Source organism: Rhizobium acidisoli, assembly GCF_002531755.2.
GTDB classification, from domain to species: domain Bacteria; phylum Pseudomonadota; class Alphaproteobacteria; order Rhizobiales; family Rhizobiaceae; genus Rhizobium; species Rhizobium acidisoli.
The window spans coordinates 2,262,410-2,283,941 of sequence record NZ_CP034998.1 but is presented as its reverse complement, the minus strand read 5'-3'; the positions used below and the strand labels follow the sequence as shown (position 1 = coordinate 2,283,941).

At 58.5% G+C, this 21,532-nt stretch carries 21 protein-coding genes and 1 pseudogene; 15 read left to right on the top strand and 7 right to left on the bottom strand.

Annotated elements, in window-relative coordinates; genetic code table 11:
* The first annotated feature begins 24 nt into the window (after nt 1-24).
* On the top strand, nt 25-291 hold the full coding sequence (locus CO657_RS11280) for a hypothetical protein (RefSeq protein WP_054185650.1): 267 nt from the start codon (nt 25-27) through the stop codon (nt 289-291).
* Between the two features lie 4 nt (nt 292-295).
* Here CO657_RS11280 and arsC read toward each other — a convergent pair whose 3' ends face one another.
* The 3 genes and pseudogenes from arsC to CO657_RS11265 form a co-directional block, all read right to left on the bottom strand.
* The gene (gene arsC / locus CO657_RS11275; protein WP_003593922.1) at nt 296-718 is read right to left on the bottom strand and encodes an arsenate reductase (glutaredoxin); all 423 of its coding nucleotides are present in this window, start codon (nt 716-718) and stop codon (nt 296-298) included.
* Nucleotides 715-1,412 (bottom strand): annotated as a pseudogene (locus CO657_RS11270) (MIP/aquaporin family protein). The gene arsC and the pseudogene CO657_RS11270 overlap by 4 nt, the downstream one beginning before the upstream one ends.
* Nucleotides 1,412-1,807 (bottom strand): ArsR/SmtB family transcription factor, encoded by a 396-nt coding sequence (locus CO657_RS11265; protein ID WP_054185651.1) that lies wholly within the window; start codon nt 1,805-1,807, stop codon nt 1,412-1,414. Before CO657_RS11265 ends, CO657_RS11270 begins: the two are co-directional and overlap by 1 nt.
* Nucleotides 1,808-1,849: 42 nt before the next feature.
* Between CO657_RS11265 and CO657_RS11260 the strand changes: the two genes are divergently transcribed.
* The 3 genes from CO657_RS11260 to CO657_RS11250 all read left to right on the top strand — a co-directional run bounded on the left by CO657_RS11260 (nt 1,850) and on the right by CO657_RS11250 (nt 3,627).
* Nucleotides 1,850-2,374: a DUF6428 family protein gene (locus tag CO657_RS11260; protein ID WP_054185652.1), complete on the top strand. Its 525-nt coding sequence runs from the start codon at nt 1,850-1,852 to the stop codon at nt 2,372-2,374.
* A 119-nt stretch (nt 2,375-2,493) separates the two neighbouring features.
* Complete coding sequence (locus tag CO657_RS11255) at nt 2,494-2,997, top strand: DinB family protein (RefSeq protein ID WP_012557987.1); 504 nt, start codon at nt 2,494-2,496, stop codon at nt 2,995-2,997.
* Between the two features lie 18 nt (nt 2,998-3,015).
* Nucleotides 3,016-3,627 carry a TetR/AcrR family transcriptional regulator gene (locus tag CO657_RS11250; RefSeq protein ID WP_197283926.1) on the top strand — a complete coding sequence of 204 codons (612 nt, stop codon included), beginning with the start codon at nt 3,016-3,018 and terminating at the stop codon, nt 3,625-3,627.
* Here CO657_RS11250 and CO657_RS11245 read toward each other — a convergent pair.
* Nucleotides 3,613-4,596, bottom strand: a complete 984-nt coding sequence (locus CO657_RS11245) for a hypothetical protein (protein WP_054185654.1) — start codon at nt 4,594-4,596, stop codon at nt 3,613-3,615. The genes CO657_RS11250 and CO657_RS11245 overlap by 15 nt on opposite strands.
* A gap of 308 nt (nt 4,597-4,904) precedes the next feature.
* Between CO657_RS11245 and CO657_RS11240 the strand changes: the two genes are divergently transcribed.
* Both CO657_RS11240 and CO657_RS11235 read left to right on the top strand, forming a co-directional pair.
* Nucleotides 4,905-5,735, top strand: a complete 831-nt coding sequence (locus CO657_RS11240; RefSeq protein ID WP_003593930.1) for a response regulator — start codon at nt 4,905-4,907, stop codon at nt 5,733-5,735.
* A gap of 186 nt (nt 5,736-5,921) precedes the next feature.
* Entirely contained in the window at nt 5,922-7,253 is a 1,332-nt protein-coding gene (locus tag CO657_RS11235; protein WP_003593931.1) for a diguanylate cyclase, read from the top strand.
* Nucleotides 7,254-7,309: 56 nt separating this feature from the next.
* On the opposite strand, the gene CO657_RS11230 is transcribed toward CO657_RS11235, so the two are convergent.
* The 3 genes from CO657_RS11230 to CO657_RS11220 all read right to left on the bottom strand — a co-directional run bounded on the left by CO657_RS11230 (nt 7,310) and on the right by CO657_RS11220 (nt 9,782).
* On the bottom strand, nt 7,310-8,332 hold the full coding sequence (locus tag CO657_RS11230) for a GlxA family transcriptional regulator (RefSeq protein ID WP_054185682.1): 1,023 nt from the start codon (nt 8,330-8,332) through the stop codon (nt 7,310-7,312).
* 295 nt (nt 8,333-8,627) lie between these two features.
* A complete protein-coding gene (locus CO657_RS11225; RefSeq protein WP_003593933.1) occupies nt 8,628-8,828 on the bottom strand; it encodes a hypothetical protein in 201 nt (66 codons plus the stop codon).
* 396 nt (nt 8,829-9,224) lie between these two features.
* Entirely contained in the window at nt 9,225-9,782 is a 558-nt protein-coding gene (locus CO657_RS11220; protein WP_054185655.1) for a hypothetical protein, read from the bottom strand.
* Between the two features lie 535 nt (nt 9,783-10,317).
* On the opposite strand from CO657_RS11220, the gene CO657_RS11210 reads away from it, so the two are divergent.
* From CO657_RS11210 to CO657_RS11170, 9 genes are all read left to right on the top strand, one after another.
* On the top strand, nt 10,318-10,617 hold the full coding sequence (locus CO657_RS11210; RefSeq protein ID WP_128715544.1) for a hypothetical protein: 300 nt from the start codon (nt 10,318-10,320) through the stop codon (nt 10,615-10,617).
* Complete coding sequence (locus CO657_RS11205) at nt 10,595-12,571, top strand: AAA family ATPase (RefSeq protein WP_054185656.1); 1,977 nt, start codon at nt 10,595-10,597, stop codon at nt 12,569-12,571. Before CO657_RS11210 ends, CO657_RS11205 begins: the two co-directional genes overlap by 23 nt.
* On the top strand, nt 12,572-13,900 hold the full coding sequence (locus CO657_RS11200; protein ID WP_054185657.1) for a DUF2442 domain-containing protein: 1,329 nt from the start codon (nt 12,572-12,574) through the stop codon (nt 13,898-13,900). It begins immediately after the preceding gene.
* Nucleotides 13,901-13,955: 55 nt separating this feature from the next.
* The gene (locus CO657_RS11195; RefSeq protein WP_054185658.1) at nt 13,956-14,846 is read left to right on the top strand and encodes a metallophosphoesterase; all 891 of its coding nucleotides are present in this window, start codon (nt 13,956-13,958) and stop codon (nt 14,844-14,846) included.
* 229 nt (nt 14,847-15,075) lie between these two features.
* The gene (locus CO657_RS11190; protein ID WP_054185659.1) at nt 15,076-15,744 is read left to right on the top strand and encodes a DUF2442 domain-containing protein; all 669 of its coding nucleotides are present in this window, start codon (nt 15,076-15,078) and stop codon (nt 15,742-15,744) included.
* Between the two features lie 452 nt (nt 15,745-16,196).
* Complete coding sequence (locus tag CO657_RS11185; RefSeq protein WP_164918674.1) at nt 16,197-17,165, top strand: SIR2 family protein; 969 nt, start codon at nt 16,197-16,199, stop codon at nt 17,163-17,165.
* Nucleotides 17,162-18,991 carry an ATP-binding protein gene (locus tag CO657_RS11180; protein WP_054185661.1) on the top strand — a complete coding sequence of 610 codons (1,830 nt, stop codon included), beginning with the start codon at nt 17,162-17,164 and terminating at the stop codon, nt 18,989-18,991. Before CO657_RS11185 ends, CO657_RS11180 begins: the two co-directional genes overlap by 4 nt.
* A 121-nt stretch (nt 18,992-19,112) precedes the next feature.
* Entirely contained in the window at nt 19,113-19,895 is a 783-nt protein-coding gene (locus tag CO657_RS11175) for a hypothetical protein (RefSeq protein WP_054185662.1), read from the top strand.
* 158 nt (nt 19,896-20,053) lie between these two features.
* Complete coding sequence (locus CO657_RS11170; protein ID WP_054185663.1) at nt 20,054-21,349, top strand: hypothetical protein; 1,296 nt, start codon at nt 20,054-20,056, stop codon at nt 21,347-21,349.
* The last annotated feature ends 183 nt before the right edge of the window (nt 21,350-21,532 follow it).

The following is a 21,532-nucleotide window of genomic DNA, read 5'->3' as shown; positions in this document are numbered from 1 at the left end:
GAGGGCGCGTCTGCGCCGCCGCACATGATGGCAAGGTTTGCCGCCGTTCTGCTTGTCCCGCTGCTTGCCTCGCCCGCGGTCCAGGCGGCATCCATCACCAACACCGATCCAGCTGCAGTGGTGCTCGTCATCACCGAGAGCGGCCAGCGCGTCGAGGTGGTGGTTGATGCCGGGGCTTCGGAAAGCCTCTGCTCCTCCGGCTGTTTCATGACGACGCCCGACGGCGACCGCATCGGGCTCGATGGCGGCGAGACGATCGAAATCGTCAAGGGCTCGGCGGTCGTCAAGTAGCGGATCAGACGATCCGTTTCCCCTCGGCGTCCAGCACTTTCTCGCCGTCTTCCTTGGTAAAGGCGCCCTTGTGGGTCTCCGGCAGGATTTCCAGAACCAGTTCGGATGGCCGTGACAGGCGCGTGCCGAGCGGTGTCACGACGAAGGGGCGGTTGATCAGGATCGGCTGCGCGAGCATGGCTTGGAGAAGCTGGTCGTCGGTCAGATCGGGATTGTCGAGGCCGAGTTCGGCATAGGGCGTATCCTTCTGGCGAATGGCTTCACGCACGGTGAGGCCGGCATCGGCGATCATTCGAGCCAGTTCCTCCCGCGAGGGCGGGGTCTTGACGTATTCGATGACGGTGGGTTCGATGCCTGCATTGCGGATCATCGCCAGCGTATTGCGCGAGGTGCCGCATGCCGGGTTGTGGTAGATGGTGACGTTCATAGCTTCGCCTCACTGGATAGGGTTGACGATGTCTCGGCCGGCTGCAGCAGCCAGGTGAAAAGAATGAGCGCAAGGAGCGCGCCGGCGATTTCGGCAGCCAGAAGCCCGGAAGATCGACCGGGCGGATGCCGGAAAAAGTGTTGGTCAGGGAGCGGGCGAGCGCAACGGCCGGGTTGGCGAACGAGGTGGAGGCGGTGAACCAATAGGCGGCGGTGATGTAGAGGCCGACCAGCCATGGCACCGCTTTCTGCTCGAACCGGATGCCGGCGAGAATGACCGCGACCAGGCCGAAGGTCGCCACACCTTCGGAGAACCATTGTGCGCCGCCGGTGCGAACCTTGCTGGAGAATTCGACGAGCGGGAGTTCGAACATCAGGTGGGCGGCGATCGTCCCTGCCACGCCGCCGGCAATCTGTGCCAGCACATATCCCGTGAGGTCGCGTTTCGGCAGCGAACGCAACATTGCGAAGACCAGTGAGACGGCCGGGTTGAAATGGGCACCGGAGATCGGCCCGAGCACGGTGATCAGCACTACCAGCATGGCGCCGGTCGCGAGCGTGTTGCCGAGCAGGGCAAGCCCGACATCCTCGGTCAGCGACGTCGCCATGATGCCGGACCCGACGACGGTTGCGACCAGCATGGCGGTGCCTGTGGCCTCTGCGACCAGTCGGCGCTGCAGATCGAACGGCGCCATCAGTCGGCCGTCGCCGCTTTTGCGGTCGTGCTCGGGGTCATTGCAAGGTCTCCCTTCATCGCGGTGGAACGGCATGCCGCGACGGCGGCAGCCGGCGCGCAGATCTCAGGTTTTCCGCCGCAGCAATCTTCCATCAGGAAACGGATCAAGCCGCCGAGCCTCTCGTAACTGGCGGTGTAGATGATCGAGCGGGATTCGCGCTGCTGGGCAATCAGGCCGGCACGTTCCAGCTCCTTCAGATGGAACGAGACATTGGATGGCGAGACCTCGGCCTTTTCCGCGATGGCGCCCGCCGCCATTCCGTCCGGGCCGGAGACAACCAGCATGCGGATGATGTGCAAGCGGGTTTCCTGCGAAAGCGCGCTGAAGGCGGCGAGGGCTTGACGCTGATCCATATTTCAATAATCCTTGAATCGTTGAAATGAGGATTAGCCGATATGAATGCGATCGACAACGGAAAAAATCAGGAAAACGATATCAGTCTCGGCCTGCTGCTGGATATGCTTGCCGGCATAAAGGACGCGCCGCTGGTTTTCTACTACGACGGGCAGCCGGTGAAATCGGGTTATCATATCACCGAGGTCAAGGCGGGCCAATTCGCGGGTCTCGATTGCGGCGCCAATCCCGAGGCTTGGAGCGAGATCTTCATCCAGCTCTGGGATGTCGAGGAAAACGACCGCAAACACATGGCGACCGGCAAATTCTGCGCCATCGTCCGCAAGGTAACGGAGCATGTGCGGCTCGACGCTTCGGCCAGGCTCACCTTCGAAGTCAGCGACGGCGTGGGGCCGATGCAGCTCTATTGCGCGGCGATGCCGGTTCTCCGCGCCGGTGCCGTGCATGTCGCGCTTTCACCGCGGCCGGCAAGCTGCAAGCCGCGTGACCGCTGGCTTGCCGAAGAAAACAAGAAGGCCGTGGTCTGCTGTGGACCATCAGCGGCAGGGAGCGCCTGCTGCGCCTAGCAAAGAATGAAATGGTGCTTGGGTGTGGCCGAAATTCCATTGACTGACCGGCAGTCATTCGAGTAAATCTGAGGCGCCGGCGTCATGTTGCCGCCGCCCGTTTCATCTCGGAGATTGCCATGAGCGCGAAGACCCTGCTGAACTCCCTGCTCCGATACAAAGCCAGCGTCGACGACGAGCTTCTCGACGCGCTGAGTGCGCTCGGCGAAGAGGCGCGGTCGGATGCGTTTCACTCAGCCCTTCGCGTTCTCAACCATGCCCATCTCGTTGACCGCATCTTCGCCGCCAATCTTCAGCGGCTGGGTCATTCCTACACCGCGAGCTGGAGCAGCCAAGCGCCGTCTTTGGTCCAGCTGGCCTCCGATATCAGGGACACGGACCGTTGGTATGTCGACTACACCGCGCGCATGACGCCTGACGAAATGGAGGAGGTCGTCGACTTCACCTTTACCGATGGCGGGGCCGGGCGCATGTCCCGCGAGGAAATGCTGGCCCATGTGGTGACGCATGCCGGTTATCATCGCGGCGAGGTCGGCCGGTTGCTGCCTGATATCGAGAGCACCGCGATGCGTGACGTGTTTGCCGGCTACCTGCACAGAGCCGATCCCGCCCGCCGTCAGTGAGCCTGGATGGTCCCGCCGATGCCGACCGATCCTGTTGCAAAGCCGAGAACCAAGCCTGCCGAAGAGCGGCGCGACGAGCTGATGCGTTCGGCCGAGCGGCTTTTCCTGGAAAAGGGCCTGGAACAGACCACCATCGAAGAGATCACGGCTGGCGCCGGGGTCGCCAAGGGTACCTTCTACCTGCAGTTTTCCTCGAAGGCCGATATTCTTCAGGCACTGCGCGCCCGTTTCGTGCAGGGCGTGCTCGATGGCATCGTCGCGGCGGTCGAAGGCCGGACGGGTCAGGATTGGCGCGGTAAGCTCGCCGCTTGGTCGACGGCATGCGCCAGCGGTTATCTCGACGCGGCCGGGCTGCATCATCTGGCCTTCGTGGCCGAGCCCCCCGCCACGCGCGAAGGGCTTTCGCGCAACATCCTGATCGACCATCTGAGCGAACTGCTCACCGCCGGGGCGAGCGGGGATGCCTGGTCGGTCGACGATCCCGGCTTTACGGCGGTATTCCTGTTCAATGCCCTGCACGGCGTGATCAATCAGCCAGTCGATGAGACACCTGCTGGCCGCGCCGAATTGCTGCGCAAAATCGAAGCGCATTTCCTGCGCACGCTGGGCTTGGCGTCAGGTATCGATTGAGAGCTCAGCGTCCCACCATCTGAGCACCCGCATCGCGCGGAGCGTGATCCATCGCGAGGGCTCGCCTTGCCCGTCGTCGACTTCGAACCACACCCGCCCCGGCAGGCTCCAGTCGAGCGGCCAGCGGCCGTCCTGAAGGCGCCGGGAGCGAAGATGCTCGATCGCCTCGCCGAGCCGGCGATCGGGAGCGACGGCGGAGAGGATGGCGCTGGCGCGGAAATAATCGAGGGCACGCAGAATGTCGTAGCGCCAGCGGTTCGGGTGCAGGAACTGCAGGAAACTTTTGTCGGCCGGCTCGCCGGTGCCGAGACGGCGGAAAAGGTGGCGCTCGAGCAGGAATTCTTCGCCCGTCCGGCGCGCCTGGCGGGATCGTGGCGTGCCGCCGGTCGATTTTTCGAACTCCAGCAGGCCTTCCAGCACATTGATGGTGCTGGCGAAGGACGAGCGGTGAGAGCCGTTAACCCTCTCGCAGTTCCAGCCGCCGTCGTCGAGACGCTCACCCGCCAGCCTGTCGACGATCGGCGAGACATCGATGCCGAAATAAGCGCCGTCGGCGACGGTGCGGCCGTTGATGCATTCTTCGACTTCGCCTTCCCAATAGGGCTGGCCGCCTTCTTCCCAGCGGGCATTGGCGTCGATCAATTCGACAGCGCGCCTGGCCTGCTCGCAGGCGGGATCGAGACCGAATTCCCTCAGTTGCGACAGCGAAAAGGTCGTGGCAGTCCATGGCTGGCCGCGCTCGCGCCACTCCCGGGGATCGAAACCGGCAGGCAGGAAGGCGCCGCCCGCCCATTGCCCGTCCTCGTCCCGGCAGGCAAGCAGCCTTGCACCCCAACCTTCGGTCTCGACTTTCGCCCGCTCGGCCATCCAATTCCGCTCGGGGGCGTCGATGAGGTCACGCATCACCTGCCAGCGGATCGACGGGTCGGAATCGCGGAGCCATTCGATCACCGGGTCGGATTGGGTCATGGGAGAACCTCTCGGCGGGTCGGTCTATACCGAGTTTATAATCGCTTTGGCCGGGCGCTGCCAGCCGAGGGGAGTAGGCATCTCACCCGGTCGCCTGCCACCCGTCCCCGTCCTTCGGAGGTTCCGGCTCCGGCCTGCCGAGAATGCGTCGCTTCGCGCCTGATTTCTTAATCATATCCGCAAGAAATCGGAGGCGATGCCATCGGGCCGCCTCTTCGTTTCATATGCGGACGCGCCGATTAATAATTACTCAAATCAATTGATGTACCAAATTGATCCGGGGACAGATTTTACATCAAAGGTTTGCTATGGCGTTTCTAGGTATTTCGGGGATGCAATATTCCGGGGAAATGTTTGCCGGTGCGCGTATTATTGTCGCGGAAGATTCCAACGTATTCACCTCGATGATCAGCAAACGCCTCAAGGAGCTGTTCGACATTGACGTCGAGATCTGCCGCAGCTTCGAGGATCTGCAGTTTTCCTACGACAAGTCTTCCGATCCGATCACGCTGGCAATCTCGAACATCAACCTTCCGGGTGCCGAAAACGGCGAAGCGCTTGAATATCTGGTCGATCTTTCCATCCCGACCATCGTCTTTACGGGCACCTTCCATGATGGCATGCGCGACAAGCTGATGGCCAAGGACATTGTCGACTATATCCTCAAGGACAATATCTTCGCCGTCGACCTTCTGGCGGAATCGATTTGCCGGTTCCTGACCAATCATCGTCACCACGTGCTGATCGTCGACGACAGCGCGACGGCCCGCGCGCTGCTGTCGAGCCGGCTGAAACGCTATAATTTCCGCGTCAGCACCGCCGAGAACGGCGCCAAGGCATTGGAGATCCTGAAGGCCAACCGCGATATCGGCCTGATGATCACCGACTACAACATGCCCGATATCGACGGCTTCGAGCTGACGCGACGCATCCGCTCGAATATCGGCTCGCACGAGTTACGCATCATCGGCGTTTCCTCCTCCTCGAACCGGTTGCTTTCAGCGCGTTTCCTGAAGGCCGGCGGCAATGATTTCATGCTGCGCCCGTTCATCGACGAGGAGTTCTACTGCCGCGTCAACCAGAACCTCGATACGCTGCTGCAAATCCAGTCGATGCGCAGGGAGCGGGCGGTTGCCTGACGGCCCTTCCAGTATCGGCATCGCCAGCGGGGCGGAGATGACGGTCGCAGACCGTCATCGAATTTCTGCAATTACAAGTAACGCCGTCATTTGTCCCCTTCACGCGCGCAGGCCCCTCGGTTATCGTCCGCCGCGCCGGGGAGAGGGCCGAGTCGGGGCCATCGGACGCATGGGGGAATAGCGGCTGTGGCTTTTCAAGCGGATTTTCAGCGAGATGGCATCGGGCTCCGTTCAGGCGGGCTCAAGATACTTCTGGTTGAAGATTCCCGGATGTTTTCCGCTGTGCTCTGCCATCGGTTCCAGACCGAGCTCGGCCTTGCAGTCAAATCCTGCCCGTCGCTGAAGGCTCTTCGCGAAGAACTTGCCGAGGACGGTCACGGCTACACCATGGCCGTCGTCGATCTCAACCTGCCGGATTCGCCCTATGGCGAAGCGCTCGACTGCACGATCGAGCACGATATCCCGGCGATCGTCTTTACCGCGACATTCGATCTCAACACGCGCAACAGGATCATGGAGCGCAATGTCATCGATTATGTGCTCAAGGACAATGAATTCGCGCTCGACAATCTGGTCGCCACCGTTCGGCGGGCGATCTCCAACCGCAAGACGCGGGTCCTCGTCGTCGATGATGTCGTCTCGGTGCGCCAGGTGCTGGTCGACCTCCTGAAGGCGCAGCAATATCTCGTCGTCGAGGCAAATTCGGGGCTCGAGGCGCTAGCCGCGCTCGAGGCTTACAGCGATATCGAACTCGTCGTCACCGACCACCATATGCCCGATATGAGCGGCTACGAGCTGACGCGGCGTATCCGCCATCGCTTCGGTTCCGACAGACTGCGCGTCATCGGCGTCTCCTCCTCCAACGACCGCATGCTGTCTGCCAGTTTCCTGAAGGCCGGCGCCAGCGATTTCGTCTACCGTCCCTTCGTCGCCGAGGAATTGCAATGCCGCATCGCCAACAATGCCGAAACGCTGGCGCAGATGCGGCAGTTGCGAGCGGCGGCGGCCTGCGACTACCTGACCGGACTCTACAACCGCCGCTATTTCTACGACAACGGCCCGAAGCTGGTGAACGAGTGCCTGCGGCTGAAAGTGCCGAGTTCGGTGGCCATTCTCGATATCGATCATTTCAAGCGGCTGAATGACACCTATGGCCACGAGATCGGCGACAAGGTGCTGAAGGCTGTCGCAAACAGGCTGTTCACGATCTTCGAGGGCAGCGACAATCTGCTCTCGCGGCTTGGCGGCGAAGAATTCGCCATCCTTTTCCCGCAGATGGATTCGGCTGCCGCGACCAAACTCTGCGACGAGATCCGCTCGGACATCTCGCGGCTGAAGGTGACGGCCGACGACGAGGAACTCGGCGTCACCATCTCGATCGGCATCGCCGAAATCGAGGGCTACGAAACCTTCGAGAACTATCTCAACGCCGCTGACCAGTTCCTCTACATGGCCAAGCACCGAGGCCGCAACCAAGTCTTTTCCGACGCCAGGATGACGGAAGAAGCGGCGCAATAGAGCCATTCTGGCAAGGCGCCGCCCTTTCATTTCAGGCGGCGCGCTCTTTCAAACTCTCAGGCCGCGACCGCCTGTTGACGCGCGGTCGCCATGGTCATCTTGCGCTCGGCGCGCTCCTGCTGCGGCGAGCGATGGTAGAGTTCGCGATAACACTTGGAAAAGTGCGAGGCCGAGACGAAGCCGCAGGCGACTGCGACCTCGACGACGGGCATCGAGGACTGCACCAGCAGGTGGCGGGCGCGATCGAGGCGGATTTCCAGATAGTAGCGGGCCGGCGAGCGGCCCATCTCCTGGCGGAACAGCCGCTCGATCTGGCGGCGCGAGAGACCGGCGCCGTCGGCGATCTCGATCAGCGACAGCGGCTCGGCGAGATTGCCTTCCATCAGCTCGATGATCGACAGCACCTTGGCGTTCTGCACGCCGAGGCGGGCGCGCAGCGGCAGGCGCTGGCGGTCATGCGGGTTGCGCACGCGGTCGGTCAGGTGCTGCTCGCAGATGCGATTGACGAGGCTTTCGCCGAAATCCTCGCCGACGAGGTTCAGCATCATGTCAAGCGAGGCGGTGCCGCCGGCGCAGGTATAGAGATTGCCGTCGATCTCGTAGAGATCGGCATAGACTTCGGCCTGCGGGAAGGCTTCCGAAAAGCCCGGCAGGTTTTCCCAGTGGATGGCGCAGCGCTTGCCGTTCAGCAGGCCGGCCTGGGCCAACACATGTGCGCCCGTACAGAGGCTGCCGACGGCAACGCCGCGATTGTAGCATTCACGCAGCCAGGCATTGACCGACTTGTTGTTGAACTGCTCGACATCGATGCCGGAACAGACGAGCACCATGCCCGGCCGGTTTTCGCCGCCGAGATGGCGGCGCTCCTCGGCGAGCGAGGAATTGGCCTCGACGCCGATGCCGCACGAAGAATAGACCTTATCCCCGTCGAGAGAGGCGAGCCGCCAGGTATAGGCCTGATAGCCGAGCATGCGATTGGCGATGCGCAAAGTGTCCACGGCCGCCGAAAAGGGCAGCATGGTGAATTGCGGTACCATAAAGAAGACCAGCGAACGCTTCTTGATCTGCATCCTGTTCATAGCGAAATCCATGCTCGAGGAACGATGACATATTCGTTGCGCGGAATGCGTCGCGCCGATGTCCTGAAAGCGACACTGGCATGGAAAAATGCGGCCGGGAAGAGCAAATATGCGACATTGGTCGCGATCTCGCCAGTCAAACCGCGAGGAGGGCTGCAGATGGAGCAAAGAACGGGCTGACAGGCGACTGAACTTCAAGGCTGAAAACGGCCTGGGAAGGAACGGTCAAGCCACGAAAAAGGCGGCGTTGCGTGATGCAGACGCCGCCCTCATCTTAGGAGGAATGTCGCATTCATTACATGGTCCGGTGTTTGTTGTCGTCCGTGCTCGGCCAGCCGATGTCCTTGCGGATGTCGAAGGGCATAGCTTCGATTTCACGGGCGGTCCGCCAGCGGGTCCAGGCGAGCACGAGCTTGCGGGCATAATTTGCCAGATCGAAGCGGCCTGCGCCGGAGGTGAAGGGCTTGCCGCCACCGCGATAGGTGAGCGTGGTCATTTTCCGGTTCCTTTCTTTAGGTCAGGGCATGGTCATCGATGGGAGGTTCGTCCATGTCCGTGATCACAATATGGGCCTCCGGGACCCATCATTCAAACGAATAGAGCTTATGGATAACATCAGAGATATTGAATGATCAGCGTTTGCCCGAGCGTGCGACGTGCCGACCTTATGGCGGGAAAAAATTTTTCGCTTCATTCGGAAGAAATCCGCCCTTCGGAATCAAGATTTTTTCCCGCGTCTCTAGTTTTCAAAGCTTTATGAAAGGTACGTCCCATTGAGAGCGTTTTCGTGATGAGCGTGGTCAGGAGCGCGGCGCGCCTCTGGTTACGGTGCGCTCACCGCCTACGCACGCCATAATAAAGTCCGCTGCGTGCGTTGCCCAATTCCATAAACTCAGTCTTGTGCCTTGTCGGCTGCCCACCTGACGCCAACACCGAAATATACGTTTGGACGGACAGCATCCTGCCAGCCAAGGAATTCCACGCCTCTTTCAATGTAATACTGAAGCAGAGTTTCTGATGGGTTTTGCCACAGTTGGCCGAGCTCGAGCGAGCTGACAGTTGTCGCTGGGAGGCGCGTGGCCTTTGCGATGACACTTTGTTTGTCACCTAGCAGAGCTCGCGCGGCCGCGAACGAATTGCGAAATCTTTCGGTGTGATAATTCAGCCCACTGGCCGCTAACGATGATAGGGAACGATCGTCTGGCGCTCTCCACCTCGCACCCGGTCGACCGACTTTTTTTCCGAACGACAGGTCGCCCAAAAATTCGATGCCCTCGGCCTCGTAGAACTCGATGAGTTTGAGGTTGTGCTCGAGGATCGTTGAATTTCCGGATTCCGAGGCGGCTATTGCCTTTCGCATCAACCCGACGCGGGGCTCAAGGTCGCGGATCGAGACGCCCAACAGCGCTCGTGCGGCCCGCAGTGCGTCGGCGGAAGTCGGTGTCTTCATAGGGCGACAAAGCCGGTCAGGCCAATTACTTGTCAATAACTGTAGTTTGGAGTCTTCCGTTTGCTATTTGAACGTTTATAGCCGGTCTATGGAGATTCGATATGTCCCATAGAACGGAGACGTCAAAAATGCGTAAGTGCGATTCGGCATTACACGAATGGTTTGGGATGTCCCGGTCGTCCCTGATTAAATGCCTGCGACGTCTCGCGGACGATCTGGAGGACGTCGATCGGTGTGAGGAGGCGCAAGCACCTGACGCTGCCATGAACAGTTGGACCTTGGGCAAGCGTGCGGTTCCATGCCTGATTGGTAGGCCACTTGGACACCCAAATATCTCTGACGGCAGACCTGCATTTTCTAGCGAGCTTTTCTATTTCGACCCGGATCGCGGAATAGCCCGGACGATGAGCCGCTGGTATCGCCTCGGCACCCGCGTCGAACCAGAGTACTGGGGAGAACGTCTTCGCGGAAAGTCCAGTTTTCTGAGGGACACGCTGTGATCGAAAAACAGGGTCTACCGAACGAGAATACAACAATGACGAAACGCCGCCGCGGCAAGCCGTCCGCGGCGTGGATGTCCGACCAAGCGATCGACGGAACCGTCATAACCATTCTAGTTTTCACCGGGCACCGCGTCCTCGCCGCGCTGCGGCGATGGAACAAGAAGACTGGCGTACCCAATGTGACTGCCAGCCTTCCTAAAGATTGCGCCTCGCACGAACGGCTTTTCGACGGCATCACTCCCGGACGCGCGTCGAAGTCCGGGGCGAACGGCTCCGGGAGAGACCTAGCCCATTGGGGGACTGGCATTGATGGATATCGTGGAATTTCTTGAAATCGTGAACTCGGTGCAGCCATCCAGAAGCAAGCCGCGTCCGCCGTGGAAGCTCAGTCAACCCGATGACGAGGACTTCATTACCCTTCCGGTCTATCTCGCCTTTTGCTTAATCGCGGCAGCAGCCCGGCCGTGGAACAAGAAGAACGCGAAGTTCAAGGTGATCCTCTGCCTATCTGAGGAAGGCAGCGTTCCCATCTTTACCACGGCGGCTCGTGTTTTTCTAAAGTGTGTCGCTGACTACAAGCTGGGAACTCGGCCGTTCGTCAGCGATTGGAGCGACCGTCATTCCTTCAGGAATCAATTTGAGGTCCAGAGATCGGACCGGGCAATCTTCCTCAAAGAGCCCAAGACCGAGCTGGATGACGAGGCAAGGTTATTTGCGGACGCGGTGGTTGATGTCCCGGCGCGGACCAGAAGCCATGTCGAGGCCGCCTTCAAGCGTTTGGGATTGCCCATCACCGACAGGGACGTCGGCTTACTGCTGTTGGAGCCGTGGTCACGACTGGACAAGGCCTTCCAGGAAGGTCGATCGCCCACGCTGGCATTGCAGAGGTTGAGGCAGTATCCGCGACCCGACACGCCGGCCGCTGCGCCGGTCGCCAAGATCGGCGGGCCGACGCTCGCGGACATGCACGGATACGGGCCGGTAGTGGACTGGGGGAATGATCTCGCCCAGGACATCGACGATTACCGAGCGGGCCGCATCCAGTGGGCGGACGTGGACGACGGGGTCTTGCTTTCCGGTCCGACGGGAACCGGAAAGACAACCTTCATGCGTGCACTGGCAAACAGCTGTGGCGTATCCATCATCGTCGGGTCGTTTTCGACTTGGCAAAGCGCGGGGTCGCTTGACCACTTTTTGAGAGCCATGCGGAAGGCTTTCGCGGAAGCCAAAAAGAATGCGCCGAGCATACTTTTTGTCGACGAAGCAGACACGTATGGCAGCCGGAACAGCGGTGATCACAACGACTCCTACTGGACGGCCGCGATCGCCGGTTTCCTCGAGCTTCTCGACGGTTTTCATGGCAGGGAAGGTGTGGTGGTCGTCGCGGCATGTAACCATGTCAACAGGCTCGATCCGGCGATCCGGCGTGCCGGACGGCTCGACCGTCATTTCGAGATCGCGCTGCCCGACACACAATCACGACTGTCGATCTTGAAATTCCACAGCGGTATCGAGCTTGATCCCTCACAAGGCGACATGTTCTGCATGGCCACCGAGGGTTTCTCCGGGGCCGATATCGAACAACTCGCTCGTGACGCCAGGCGGGCAGCGCGACGCCATCGTGAGGTTCTTTCGGGAATTCACGTCATTGCCCAACTTCGAACGTTGAGGGAGCTTTCGGATGACTTCGTTCGCAATCTCGCTGTCCATGAAGCAGGTCATGCCCTCGTCGTAATGGAAATCGGCCACGGAGAGGTGACGGAAGTCAGGATTTCCCGATACCGGATCGAAGGGAAATCCAGCGAACTCGGCTTCGTACAGTACGGCGAAATGGGTGCTCGAGCAAAGACGCGGGCCGACTATCTGAACGCGATCGCGGTTTGCCTTGGCGGGATCGCCGCCGAAAAGGAAGTCTTCGGTTGCTTTTCCGACGGCGCTTCGGGCTCTGAAGACGCGGACCTCAACAGGGCGACGGAGATTGCGACTATGCTGGAGGGTGCTCGCGGGATGGGGCACACCCTTCTCGTCGAAGACCCCGTCGATCAACTCGAGCGACTGCGAACGTATAACCCGGAGTTCCGGAGGCGTGTTCACGACCTGCTGCAGAGCGAATTCGACCGCGTGAAGTCCATCATTCGATCCAGGCGAACGGCCCTGGATGCTATCGTCGAACGTCTGATGGAAACGAGAATGTTGTCCGGCGACGAAGTCGCTGAGATCGTGCAACGACACCGGATGCCCACTGTCAGCTTGGCGAAGCTGCCGCGCCGCATGGGAGAAGGATAGATGGTGCGGGGGCGTCGACGAAGGCGGGTCAATCGCCGCGACAAGATCGGCCAAGGCGGAGAAAAGTCGCTTGGGTCCGGTCTCGACGAGATGGGCTTTCAACCGCTGGGACGCCGCATTGTAGTCAAGACCAAGCGTGATGCCGATTTCCCATTGAAGCATCCGGCTCCGAGTGATGCCTACTACGATTACTCGTCGCGCCGGATCGTGATCGAGTTCGAAAACGGCTCGGCTTTCATGGTTCCGGCTCGATCGCTCGATGGGCTGGCCGAAGCGTCCGAGAAGGACATCGCCGGGGTCGAAGTTCTTGGCGAGACGGCCCTCCGTTGGGAAACGCTCGAGCTTAATCACGAGATCGCGATGCTCATGGCTGGAATTTTCGGCCGTCCGAGTTTTATGGAAGAAATTGCGACGCGCGCTATGGGCCGACTACATAACGATACGCAGGCAGCCGAGTTCGCCGCTTGGGCTCGACCAGTTGCCGAATTTTTCTCCTACGAATTGCCTTACCGTCGCGAGGCTGGGTGGGAACACTACTACATGACCGCCTATGAGATCGGGTGCGCGGCGCTTGTCGCACTGGGGCAGGCGAATGAGACTGTGGGGGGAGCCAAGCCGCGACGATTTCCAGCCCGTCCCGAGGAGCCGCCAAGGTGGGATGATATCTCGATTGCGGTCATCTATGTCGCCGCCCAGAACGGCCAGCTGCGATTCCGGCCGTTGGATAGGCGCGTTCCGTCGCTGAAGACGGACGATCGCGGCGACATGCCAGGAACCAATATCGCGGCTGCCAATGGAGCCGGCCCGGCTCGTGCTACGTTCAACGCATACTTAGTGCTGGAGGCTCTCGGACTCGTAGAGGGTGGGCGCTGGACAAAAGCTGCCGAAACGGTCCTATGGCGGGACAATCCGACGGAGTGGAACCTCGATTTCGTGAGCGATGCCAGGTTTGTCAGGGCGGCTTTCGACGCCGCTGCGGGCGTGCCGGACGACATCCGCTCTGAGATAGACGCGATTGTCACCTCCGTGAACGAGGAGACCTGGACAATGCGGACGCCGAATGTCGAAAAGTCCGATAAGTCTAGTCCGCCTCCCGATGCCGAAACCGTGCCGCCAGCAACGCCTGCTGATCTGCGAAGCATGGTGGACGATTCCCGATGCCATCGTCTCAATGCATTGTTTTTTCGCCGATGGCGTCTGGGCGACGGTTGGCTTTCCGCCACCGAAGCGAAGTCCGCACTTGAGATTTATCACGACGCATTGGCGATTTCGATGAGAAAGGCGGTGATGGGTTGGCTCTACCCAAGCAGGCCATCACTAGCGCTTTGACTGTCTCGCTTAACCAGGTCCTCTTTTTTCCTCTGCCGCAATAGGGACAGCAGTCATGAAACTTTGGGTCCTCTCAGACCTCCACTTGGAATTTGGACAGCCATTTTTGCAGTCTCCGCCAGACGACGCCGATGTCATGGTTTGCGCTGGCGACGTTCTCGACAAGGGCATCATCCCGAGCCTTCAATGGCTGGCCGATACCTTTGCCCATGCCATCCCCGTGGTTTTCGTGCCGGGAAATCATGAGTTTTATTCGGCGTCCGTGCAGGAAGGCATCCGGGACGCCCACGAGTTCGCCGGTCGTTTTCCAAACGTCCATTTTCTTGAGAATGGGGCTGTCGACATCGATGATGTCCGGTTCATTGGAGGGGCTCTTTGGAGCGATTTTCGGTTGTTCGGCCGTAATCCGGAAGTCGCCATGTCGTACGCCGCGCACGGGATGAACGACTACAAGAAGATTAAATTCTCGAAGGAACCGTTTCGCAAATTCAAGCCCATTGACGCCTATCGAAAACATCTTGAGACCCGCGATTTCATCGCCAATGAATTGCGAGAACGGGCAGGGCTAACGACAGTCGTCGTTACGCATCACGCACCGTCTCCGCGTTCGATCGACCTCGGTTTCCGGCACGATCCACTCTCAGCTTCCTATGCTTCCGACTTGGAAGACTTGCTATGGGAGGCCGGACCAAATTTGTGGGCACACGGTCACGTCCATCATCGAAACGACTATGTCGTTGGCAATACTCGGGTGATCTCGAATGCCAGAGGATACCCGGGCGAGAGGACTGGCTTCGATGCTGCCTTTGTCGTGGAGATCGGTCCCAACCCCCAATCGAATGAAGAACTGGAGCAGTCGGCGTTGGCGATCCCAGACCGCGCCCCCAAGACCGACCCCGACCCAGGCGACGAGCTTCCGGATGGTGATGGCATGACAAAACCGTGACCTGAAGTCGGCTGGCTGCGTCGTCGGTAAGTCAAGAGGACGCAGGAGACGCAAGGCCTACATTCCGAGCCGGTTCGTTCAGACCCTGAACGACACCACCGCCGAGACACCAGAAAGCGCATTTCGACTCATCGAACGCAGCCGAGTGATTAGACCAAGCCGCCTCCGGCGCAGGAGTTCACATGCCTCATCAAACACCAAGCAAGTCCTTTACGACAGACGGTCCGGCATGGCCGTTGTCGAATTCAGCAACGGTTCTGTATTCATGGTGCCGGCTAGGTCGCTTGAGGGCCTTGCCGGCGCTTCCGATAGAGAGATTGCAGAGGTCGAGTTCGCGGGCGAGGCGGCTCTGCATTGGAGACGGCTCGACGTCTCACACCGGATCGATCTTCTCATGGAAGGTGTGTTTGGTACCCGGGTCGACCCGCCGGACTTCGTGCGAAATCGAGGCGAGGCACAAGGCAAGACGGGGGAGCCGCCGTCCTCGCTATGGCTTGGACCTGTAATCGAGTTCCTGTCAAACAATCTCCCCGGCAGTCGCGAAACTGGCTGGGAACACGACTTCATAACCGCCTATCTGATCGCTTGCGAGGCACTCGTGGCCTTAGGCCAAGCCGACGAGACTGCGTATGGAGCGGTCGCCCGCGACAACCCGCTACTCCCCGCGGTCCTTCCGCGCTGGGATGACCTGGCGACCGCGGTTGTCTTTCTAGCGGCAGAGAACGGCTTGATCACCTTCCTTTCGGACAGGGAGGGCCAATCGCAACGGCCGGGGCCAAAAGGCGAAAATTTGCATGAGCCCAACCTGGGGATGTGGGCCGCCCGCTCCGGGCGGCGGAGCTTGGCGGGTCGAGGGCCAGCTGGAACTTGTCTTGTCTCGTTGAAAAAAACCGGCTGAAGCGTTAGGACTCCGGCTGCACGCAAGTCCGCGGTTGGAAGCGGAAAACGGCTCGATGGAGATAAGCCGATGAGTGTCAATTGTCGATCTCGCTGACTGAGGAGCAGGATGCGTTTGCCCGTGGGCTGGTTAATGGCGGCTGACCAGTGAAAGGGATGGCGAGACCATGGCGCTAATCATGGGCGCTGAATGCGGTAAAACGTGGGTAGTGAACCGCCCCAATTCGCGTTGCCGGAGCCGGATGTTTTCTCGCGGACGCTGTGCGCGACCGATCGACGCCAAGACATCTTCAAGGTCACGGTTCCGGGACTGGCTCCACGACCTGCCACGTTACCCATGTTGCCCGCTTAACGGGAATGCGCTTTATTTCTCTTATGGCGCGAAAATTGATTCTCTCGGACCAAGCTGACGACGTTAGGAAGCTGGTTGAATCCTATATTCAATCTGGAAACTTGAATTTCCTGATCGGATCAGGCGCGTCGATGCCCGCCATTCAGGTTGCTGGCGATATCGAAGCGCAAATCAACGGCCTCCTCATGGGGGGCGATTTAGAACAGGCAAATCTGGTTGCACTCGATTTCATCGAGGAGCTTGCTGAAAGGAACGTTGATCTGCTGGCAGATATTGATGACGAACCGCTCGTCGAGACGCTTTCCAACTACGTCGACTTTCTATCCATCATTGATGCAATCTTGTTCGAGCGGAAGAACATTCTCCTGCCCCGGCAAGCGAACATTTTCACCACGAACTACGACCTCTTTATTGAGAAGGCGGCGTCCAAACTTCCCAATGTTACGTTGAACGACGGTTTCGATCGGACGTCGGCAGTCGGCAACAGGTATCTCTTTTCGCCAGCAAGATACTTCGACAGGACCTACCGGTCCGGCAACATGACCGACCGGATAGTCGAACTGCCTGTCTTGAACCTGATCAAGGTGCACGGGTCGCTAAGTTGGATGAGAGACACCGATAAGGAGATTCGTTTCGCGTCGGATGGCGTAAAGCTCTCAGGTAACGTGAGCAAAATTGATCCTGCTGCGGTGACGGCCGCATTGGGAACCCGCGCGTTGATACTCCCGAACCTCAGGAAGTTCGAATCCGCTTTGATGGAGCGTGTCTATTTCGACTTGCTTCGCCTTTTGTCCAACTGCATGGACAAGGACAACGCACTTCTCGTTGCGTTCGGCTTCTCGTTTGCGGACGAGCATATTCTCGACATTACCCAGCGTGCCCTTCGCAATCCGACCTCCCAATTACTGATCTTCGCATATTCCGATGCAAATGTGGCGGGGTTCTCGAGCAAGTTCGCTCAGAACCGGAATATCACGATTGTTGCGCCGGGCCAGGGCCCGTCGATCGACTTCAAGTCCTTCAATGCCATTTTGCGCGCAATCATCCCCGAAAGCGGTGCGCCGCAATGAGTGATGTCCGTCTCCAGAAGGAGGCTGTACTTCGGGTGGGGGAAGTCTCGGGCGTCACCGGGCGACGGATTCTCGTCACTGTCGACAAGGATAAGAACCTGTCCGAGCTATTCTACGACGGCGATCTTCTGAGGAACATCGCGGTCGGGAGCTACATGGACATCCGAAAGGGGTTCGTGAGCCTTATAGGTAAGGTCGAGGGCGAGAATGCCAACCCTGACACTTCCCGATTCGAAGATGGCGATCCGGTTGTTCGCGGCCGCCGCGTGCTTTCTGTGGCGCTGGTCGGGTTCATTGATCGGGGAGGTCGATTCTATGGAGGGACCAAGGAGCTCCCGCTGGTCGGAAACGAGGCCTTTCTGCTTACTCGTGAGCGAGTTCTCCAGGTTCACAATCTCATCGCAGAGGACGGAATAGCCTTGCATATCGCGACCTCGGAGTATGAGGGCTACGACATTGCCCTTCCGGTGGACGGGTTGATGAACAGTCACATCGCTATTTTTGGAAACACTGGGAGCGGTAAGTCGAACACATTGGCCACCCTCTACCAGCATTTTGTCACCGAGTTACGCGCTATAAATCATCAAAGGTTTAACGACAACTGCCGGATCATACTGTTCGACTTCAATGGCGAATACGCGCACACCGACTGCATTGCCGGTGACAAGACCGTCTACAATCTCTCGACCAGAGTTAACACCGGGGACACGGTGCCGCTTGGAAACGCAGGTCTGCTGGACCTGGAGATGCTTTCGATTATTTCGGATGCCACCGAGAAGACGCAGAAGCCTTTCCTGCGCCGTGTCCTCTCGAGGTATGAGGCCGTTATGAGCGGAAATGATCCGATCGGACATCTCAGGAACATCGTCAGGCAGCAGATCACGCAAATACTTGGGATGTCGGACAAGGTAAGGGCGGACTTATTATTAGACTATCTACGGCAGGTGCTTCCTGATCACGATCAGAATGGAGACGCGGTCGAACTCGCTTCCGACCTCGAATGGCACAACACGACTGCCCAATACAAACGCGGCCAGGAATATTTGCGTAACAATCTGCCGGCGATCCAAAGCACCGTCGTATACAGCCATGTCGCAAATCTCGACTTCGAGGACGACATCATCGCGGATTTTGTGACCTTCTCGTATGTCCAACTCATTTACGACGTTCTCGCAAACCGGGCCCAGAACGAACACATCGCCCCGGTGATAAACAAGCTTCGGAGTAAGCAGAGCGACATCAGAAAGGTTTTCAACCCGGCCGTTCACGGCGACGTTTTTGCCACGAACGTGGTCGTCGTCAACTTGAACGACGTCAATCTGGAAATGAAGAAAACGATCCCGCTGCTGCTCTGCCGCCGCATCTATCAGGAGCACAAGACATCGTTTCAGGGAAAAACACTGAACATTGTCGTCGATGAAGCCCACAACATCTTATCAACCGAGTCTTCGCGGGAAACGGAGAGCTGGAAGGACTATCGCCTCGAAACCTTCGAAGAGATCATCAAGGAAGGACGAAAATTCGGGGTCTTCGTAACCATTGCCAGTCAGCGGCCGAACGACATATCGCCGACTATCACATCCCAGGCGCACAACTACTTTATTCATCGGCTGATCAACCAGAAAGACCTGCAATCGATCGCCAGCGCCGTCTCGTACATCGATAAGCTGACCGAGGAGTCGATCCCAACCCTGCCGACGGGGACTTGCATTTTCAGCGGCATGGCCGGCCAGATGCCTCTTAAACTGAACATTAAAGCTCTTGAGCACACGTTGCAGCCAAAGAGCACCACCCTCCGGTTCGCATCTTTGCTATCCCAGAATTGATGGAAGCGCGTGATTCCGGACGCTCATTCGGTCTGGTGCCGTCCAAGTGTCCCTCGAGGGCAGGCGGCCGAAGGTCTGCGCAGTTTGTGTTGTGTCCGGCTAAAATTCATTGGGAAAAGAAATGACACGCTGGGTATGCGCGTTCTGCGGGCCGACGGAAAGTAAGCGCACAAAGGAACACCTCTGGCCTACGAGCCTCTATCGACGCGTCGTAGCTTTGCTTGATGGGGGTGAGCAAAAGTTCTGGGTCGCCAGCTTGGATAAAGCTCTGCCGAACGAGCCCACTATTCGGGACGTTTGTGCCGTTTGTAACAATGGCGAACTATCGACGCTTGATAACTACGTCTGCCAGGTATTTGATCGTGACTTTTCTGTTATCCGCGAGCGTGGAGAGAAGGTCGAACTAGAGTTTGATTACCATTTGCTGAAACGTTGGTTGCTGAAAATGTCGTACAACTCGGCACGTATCAACGGTTCCGACGTACCCGTCTTTCAGCCAGTGCTTCCCTACATAATGGGGCAAGGCTTGTCCGCAGGACGGAACGTGAAGCTCTTCCTAGAGATGACCTATCCTAGCGAAATCCCCTTAGAACACACCCAAGCGGGAATGCCGACGACTGTGAGACCGGTAGCCAACCGTGTCGGGTTCGCTGGCTACGAAACACCGACCGGGATGAAGCTCGTAAGGGCGGTGCACCTGAGAAGCTTCAGTTTCCTTCTTGCGTTCCTACCGACTACGGCGAGCGCTGGTTCAAGTCGGGCGTTCGTCGAAGAATTTCTCTCATGTCGTCCAGCGGCTCGTGAGCTTAGGGCCTCCATGTCTAGGGTAGCCTTGCATTGTGACGGGATCGATTGCTGGACCTCATTAAAATCAGGCATGACGCATCGCCTCAGGCGCAAATGAATTCCCTTACCGGAGACAGGGAAGTGAAACAGCTCAAGCGATGACACGGTCACCCGGCTCGCCAACACCAAAGGAAATTAAGAGTCGAACCTTGCACAAGGTCACCTCACGCCATCAAATGTCAGATATTCGTATCGAGCTAACGATTTGTACTGAAGATGAGCAAGACTTTTTCTCGACAGGAACTCTATGACCTCGTTTGGTCAACGCCAATTCCCCAACTCGCTGAGCAGTTCGGAATATCTGATCGAGGCTTGGCGAAAACATGCGAACGGTTCCATATCGCGGTGCCAGGTCGCGGGTACTGGGTTAAGGTCGAAGCTGGTCAGCCTGCAACAAAAACACCTCTATGGAAAACCAACAACCCCGCTTATCAGACCATCGAGATCGGTGGGGCCCAGAACCAAGGCAATCCGCAACTTGCCTTTGCCGCTAAGGCTGCACAAGAGGCGGTAGTAGCTGCCAGGCAAGAGCCTGTCGCAAAGCCGAAAAGACACGAAGTCCGGAAGGCCGCTGTCGATTCCAGTGCGGCAGCCAAGCGCGACCCGGAGATCGAGTCCCCCTCGACAGTGACGTTCGAGTTGGTCAAGCGACCCCACGCAAGCATTATGGGTATCCTGCTCGAACTCCGAAATGCAATTCCCGACCGTGATGGCGGGATTTCCGTAAAGGGTATTCGAATCCACGAAAGATCGCTAACCAGGACCATCGCTTTCCTACACAACCTTGCTCTCGCACTTGAGCTTCGCTCGGTTTCTATTGGTCAGGGCGAATCAGGACTCAGAGCAGAAATCCCTCCAGACGTTGTGCGCTTCGAAATTCTTGAGGGACGCAGGCTCGAAAAACATGAGCCGACTCCCAGCGAGCTAAGAAGGGAGATCGACTTTCAGCGGCGGCGGGATTTGGCGAATCGTCGCGGACAATGGTTGCCGCCGGAACATTTCTATCCTGAATACGACTACCACTATTCCTCCAAACTCTCATTCGAGGTCCATAACTGGGCGGATGGGGCGAGAAAAAAGTGGTCCGATGGCAAGCGGCAGACGCTTGAGGGTGTTGTTGATAGTATTGCTGACGGCGTTCTCTACCACCTGCACTTTGACAAAGCTCGCCGGGAGAAAAGGGAAGAAGACGAGAGACGCTGGCAACATATGGCCCGCCGTCGCGAGCTTCAGAAGCTGCGGATTGATCGGGAGCAAAAACGAATTCGCTTCCTTGCTGAACTCGCGGCCTACCAGAGAGAGGCCGCTGACCTAAGATTGACAATTGCCAACGCGGCAGAGGTGACCGAGAAGGTTGACTCTGAATATGGACGGATGATCGATTGGGCACGAGGCCGCCTTGCACATTTGGAGGCACAGAATTCTGTGGGTCCACTGACGGCCAATCTGAAATTACAAAACTTGTTTCCCGACAATGATGAGCTTTTCGATCCGGAAGGCGACCCTCCTTGAGCTTCGATGCATCTGCGCCTCACCGAACCTTTGGCGACGGGCGCTGGAACAGCCGGGATTCCGGAAAGCACACCATCAACACCTAAGAGAGGTCGTCGGCGTTTGCTGACGACATTGAAACTGAATAGCCATAAGGTCAGGACTTACGCATACCGGTGTGCCGTTCGCACCTTGCCGAGTGTC

Bases quoted from the DNA above. Each gene is read 5' to 3' on its own strand.
- CO657_RS11175 (WP_054185662.1), top strand. From the start codon at position 19,113: ATGACACGCTGGGTATGCGCGTTCTGCGGGCCGACGGAAAGTAAGCGC.
- CO657_RS11225 (WP_003593933.1), bottom strand. From the start codon at position 8,828: ATGACCACGCTCACCTATCGCGGTGGCGGCAAGCCCTTCACCTCCGGC.
- CO657_RS11180 (WP_054185661.1), top strand. From the start codon at position 17,162: ATGAGTGATGTCCGTCTCCAGAAGGAGGCTGTACTTCGGGTGGGGGAA.
- CO657_RS11230 (WP_054185682.1), bottom strand. From the start codon at position 8,332: ATGAACAGGATGCAGATCAAGAAGCGTTCGCTGGTCTTCTTTATGGTA.
- CO657_RS11210 (WP_128715544.1), top strand. From the start codon at position 10,318: ATGACGAAACGCCGCCGCGGCAAGCCGTCCGCGGCGTGGATGTCCGAC.
- CO657_RS11200 (WP_054185657.1), top strand. From the start codon at position 12,572: ATGGTGCGGGGGCGTCGACGAAGGCGGGTCAATCGCCGCGACAAGATC.
- CO657_RS11255 (WP_012557987.1), top strand. From the start codon at position 2,494: ATGAGCGCGAAGACCCTGCTGAACTCCCTGCTCCGATACAAAGCCAGC.
- CO657_RS11190 (WP_054185659.1), top strand. From the start codon at position 15,076: ATGGCCGTTGTCGAATTCAGCAACGGTTCTGTATTCATGGTGCCGGCT.
- CO657_RS11170 (WP_054185663.1), top strand. From the start codon at position 20,054: ATGAGCAAGACTTTTTCTCGACAGGAACTCTATGACCTCGTTTGGTCA.
- CO657_RS11265 (WP_054185651.1), bottom strand. From the start codon at position 1,807: ATGGATCAGCGTCAAGCCCTCGCCGCCTTCAGCGCGCTTTCGCAGGAA.
- CO657_RS11245 (WP_054185654.1), bottom strand. From the start codon at position 4,596: ATGACCCAATCCGACCCGGTGATCGAATGGCTCCGCGATTCCGACCCG.
- CO657_RS11195 (WP_054185658.1), top strand. From the start codon at position 13,956: ATGAAACTTTGGGTCCTCTCAGACCTCCACTTGGAATTTGGACAGCCA.
- CO657_RS11280 (WP_054185650.1), top strand. From the start codon at position 25: ATGATGGCAAGGTTTGCCGCCGTTCTGCTTGTCCCGCTGCTTGCCTCG.
- CO657_RS11250 (WP_197283926.1), top strand. From the start codon at position 3,016: ATGCCGACCGATCCTGTTGCAAAGCCGAGAACCAAGCCTGCCGAAGAG.
- arsC (WP_003593922.1), bottom strand. From the start codon at position 718: ATGAACGTCACCATCTACCACAACCCGGCATGCGGCACCTCGCGCAAT.
- CO657_RS11205 (WP_054185656.1), top strand. From the start codon at position 10,595: ATGGATATCGTGGAATTTCTTGAAATCGTGAACTCGGTGCAGCCATCC.
- CO657_RS11260 (WP_054185652.1), top strand. From the start codon at position 1,850: ATGAATGCGATCGACAACGGAAAAAATCAGGAAAACGATATCAGTCTC.
- CO657_RS11240 (WP_003593930.1), top strand. From the start codon at position 4,905: ATGGCGTTTCTAGGTATTTCGGGGATGCAATATTCCGGGGAAATGTTT.
- CO657_RS11220 (WP_054185655.1), bottom strand. From the start codon at position 9,782: ATGAAGACACCGACTTCCGCCGACGCACTGCGGGCCGCACGAGCGCTG.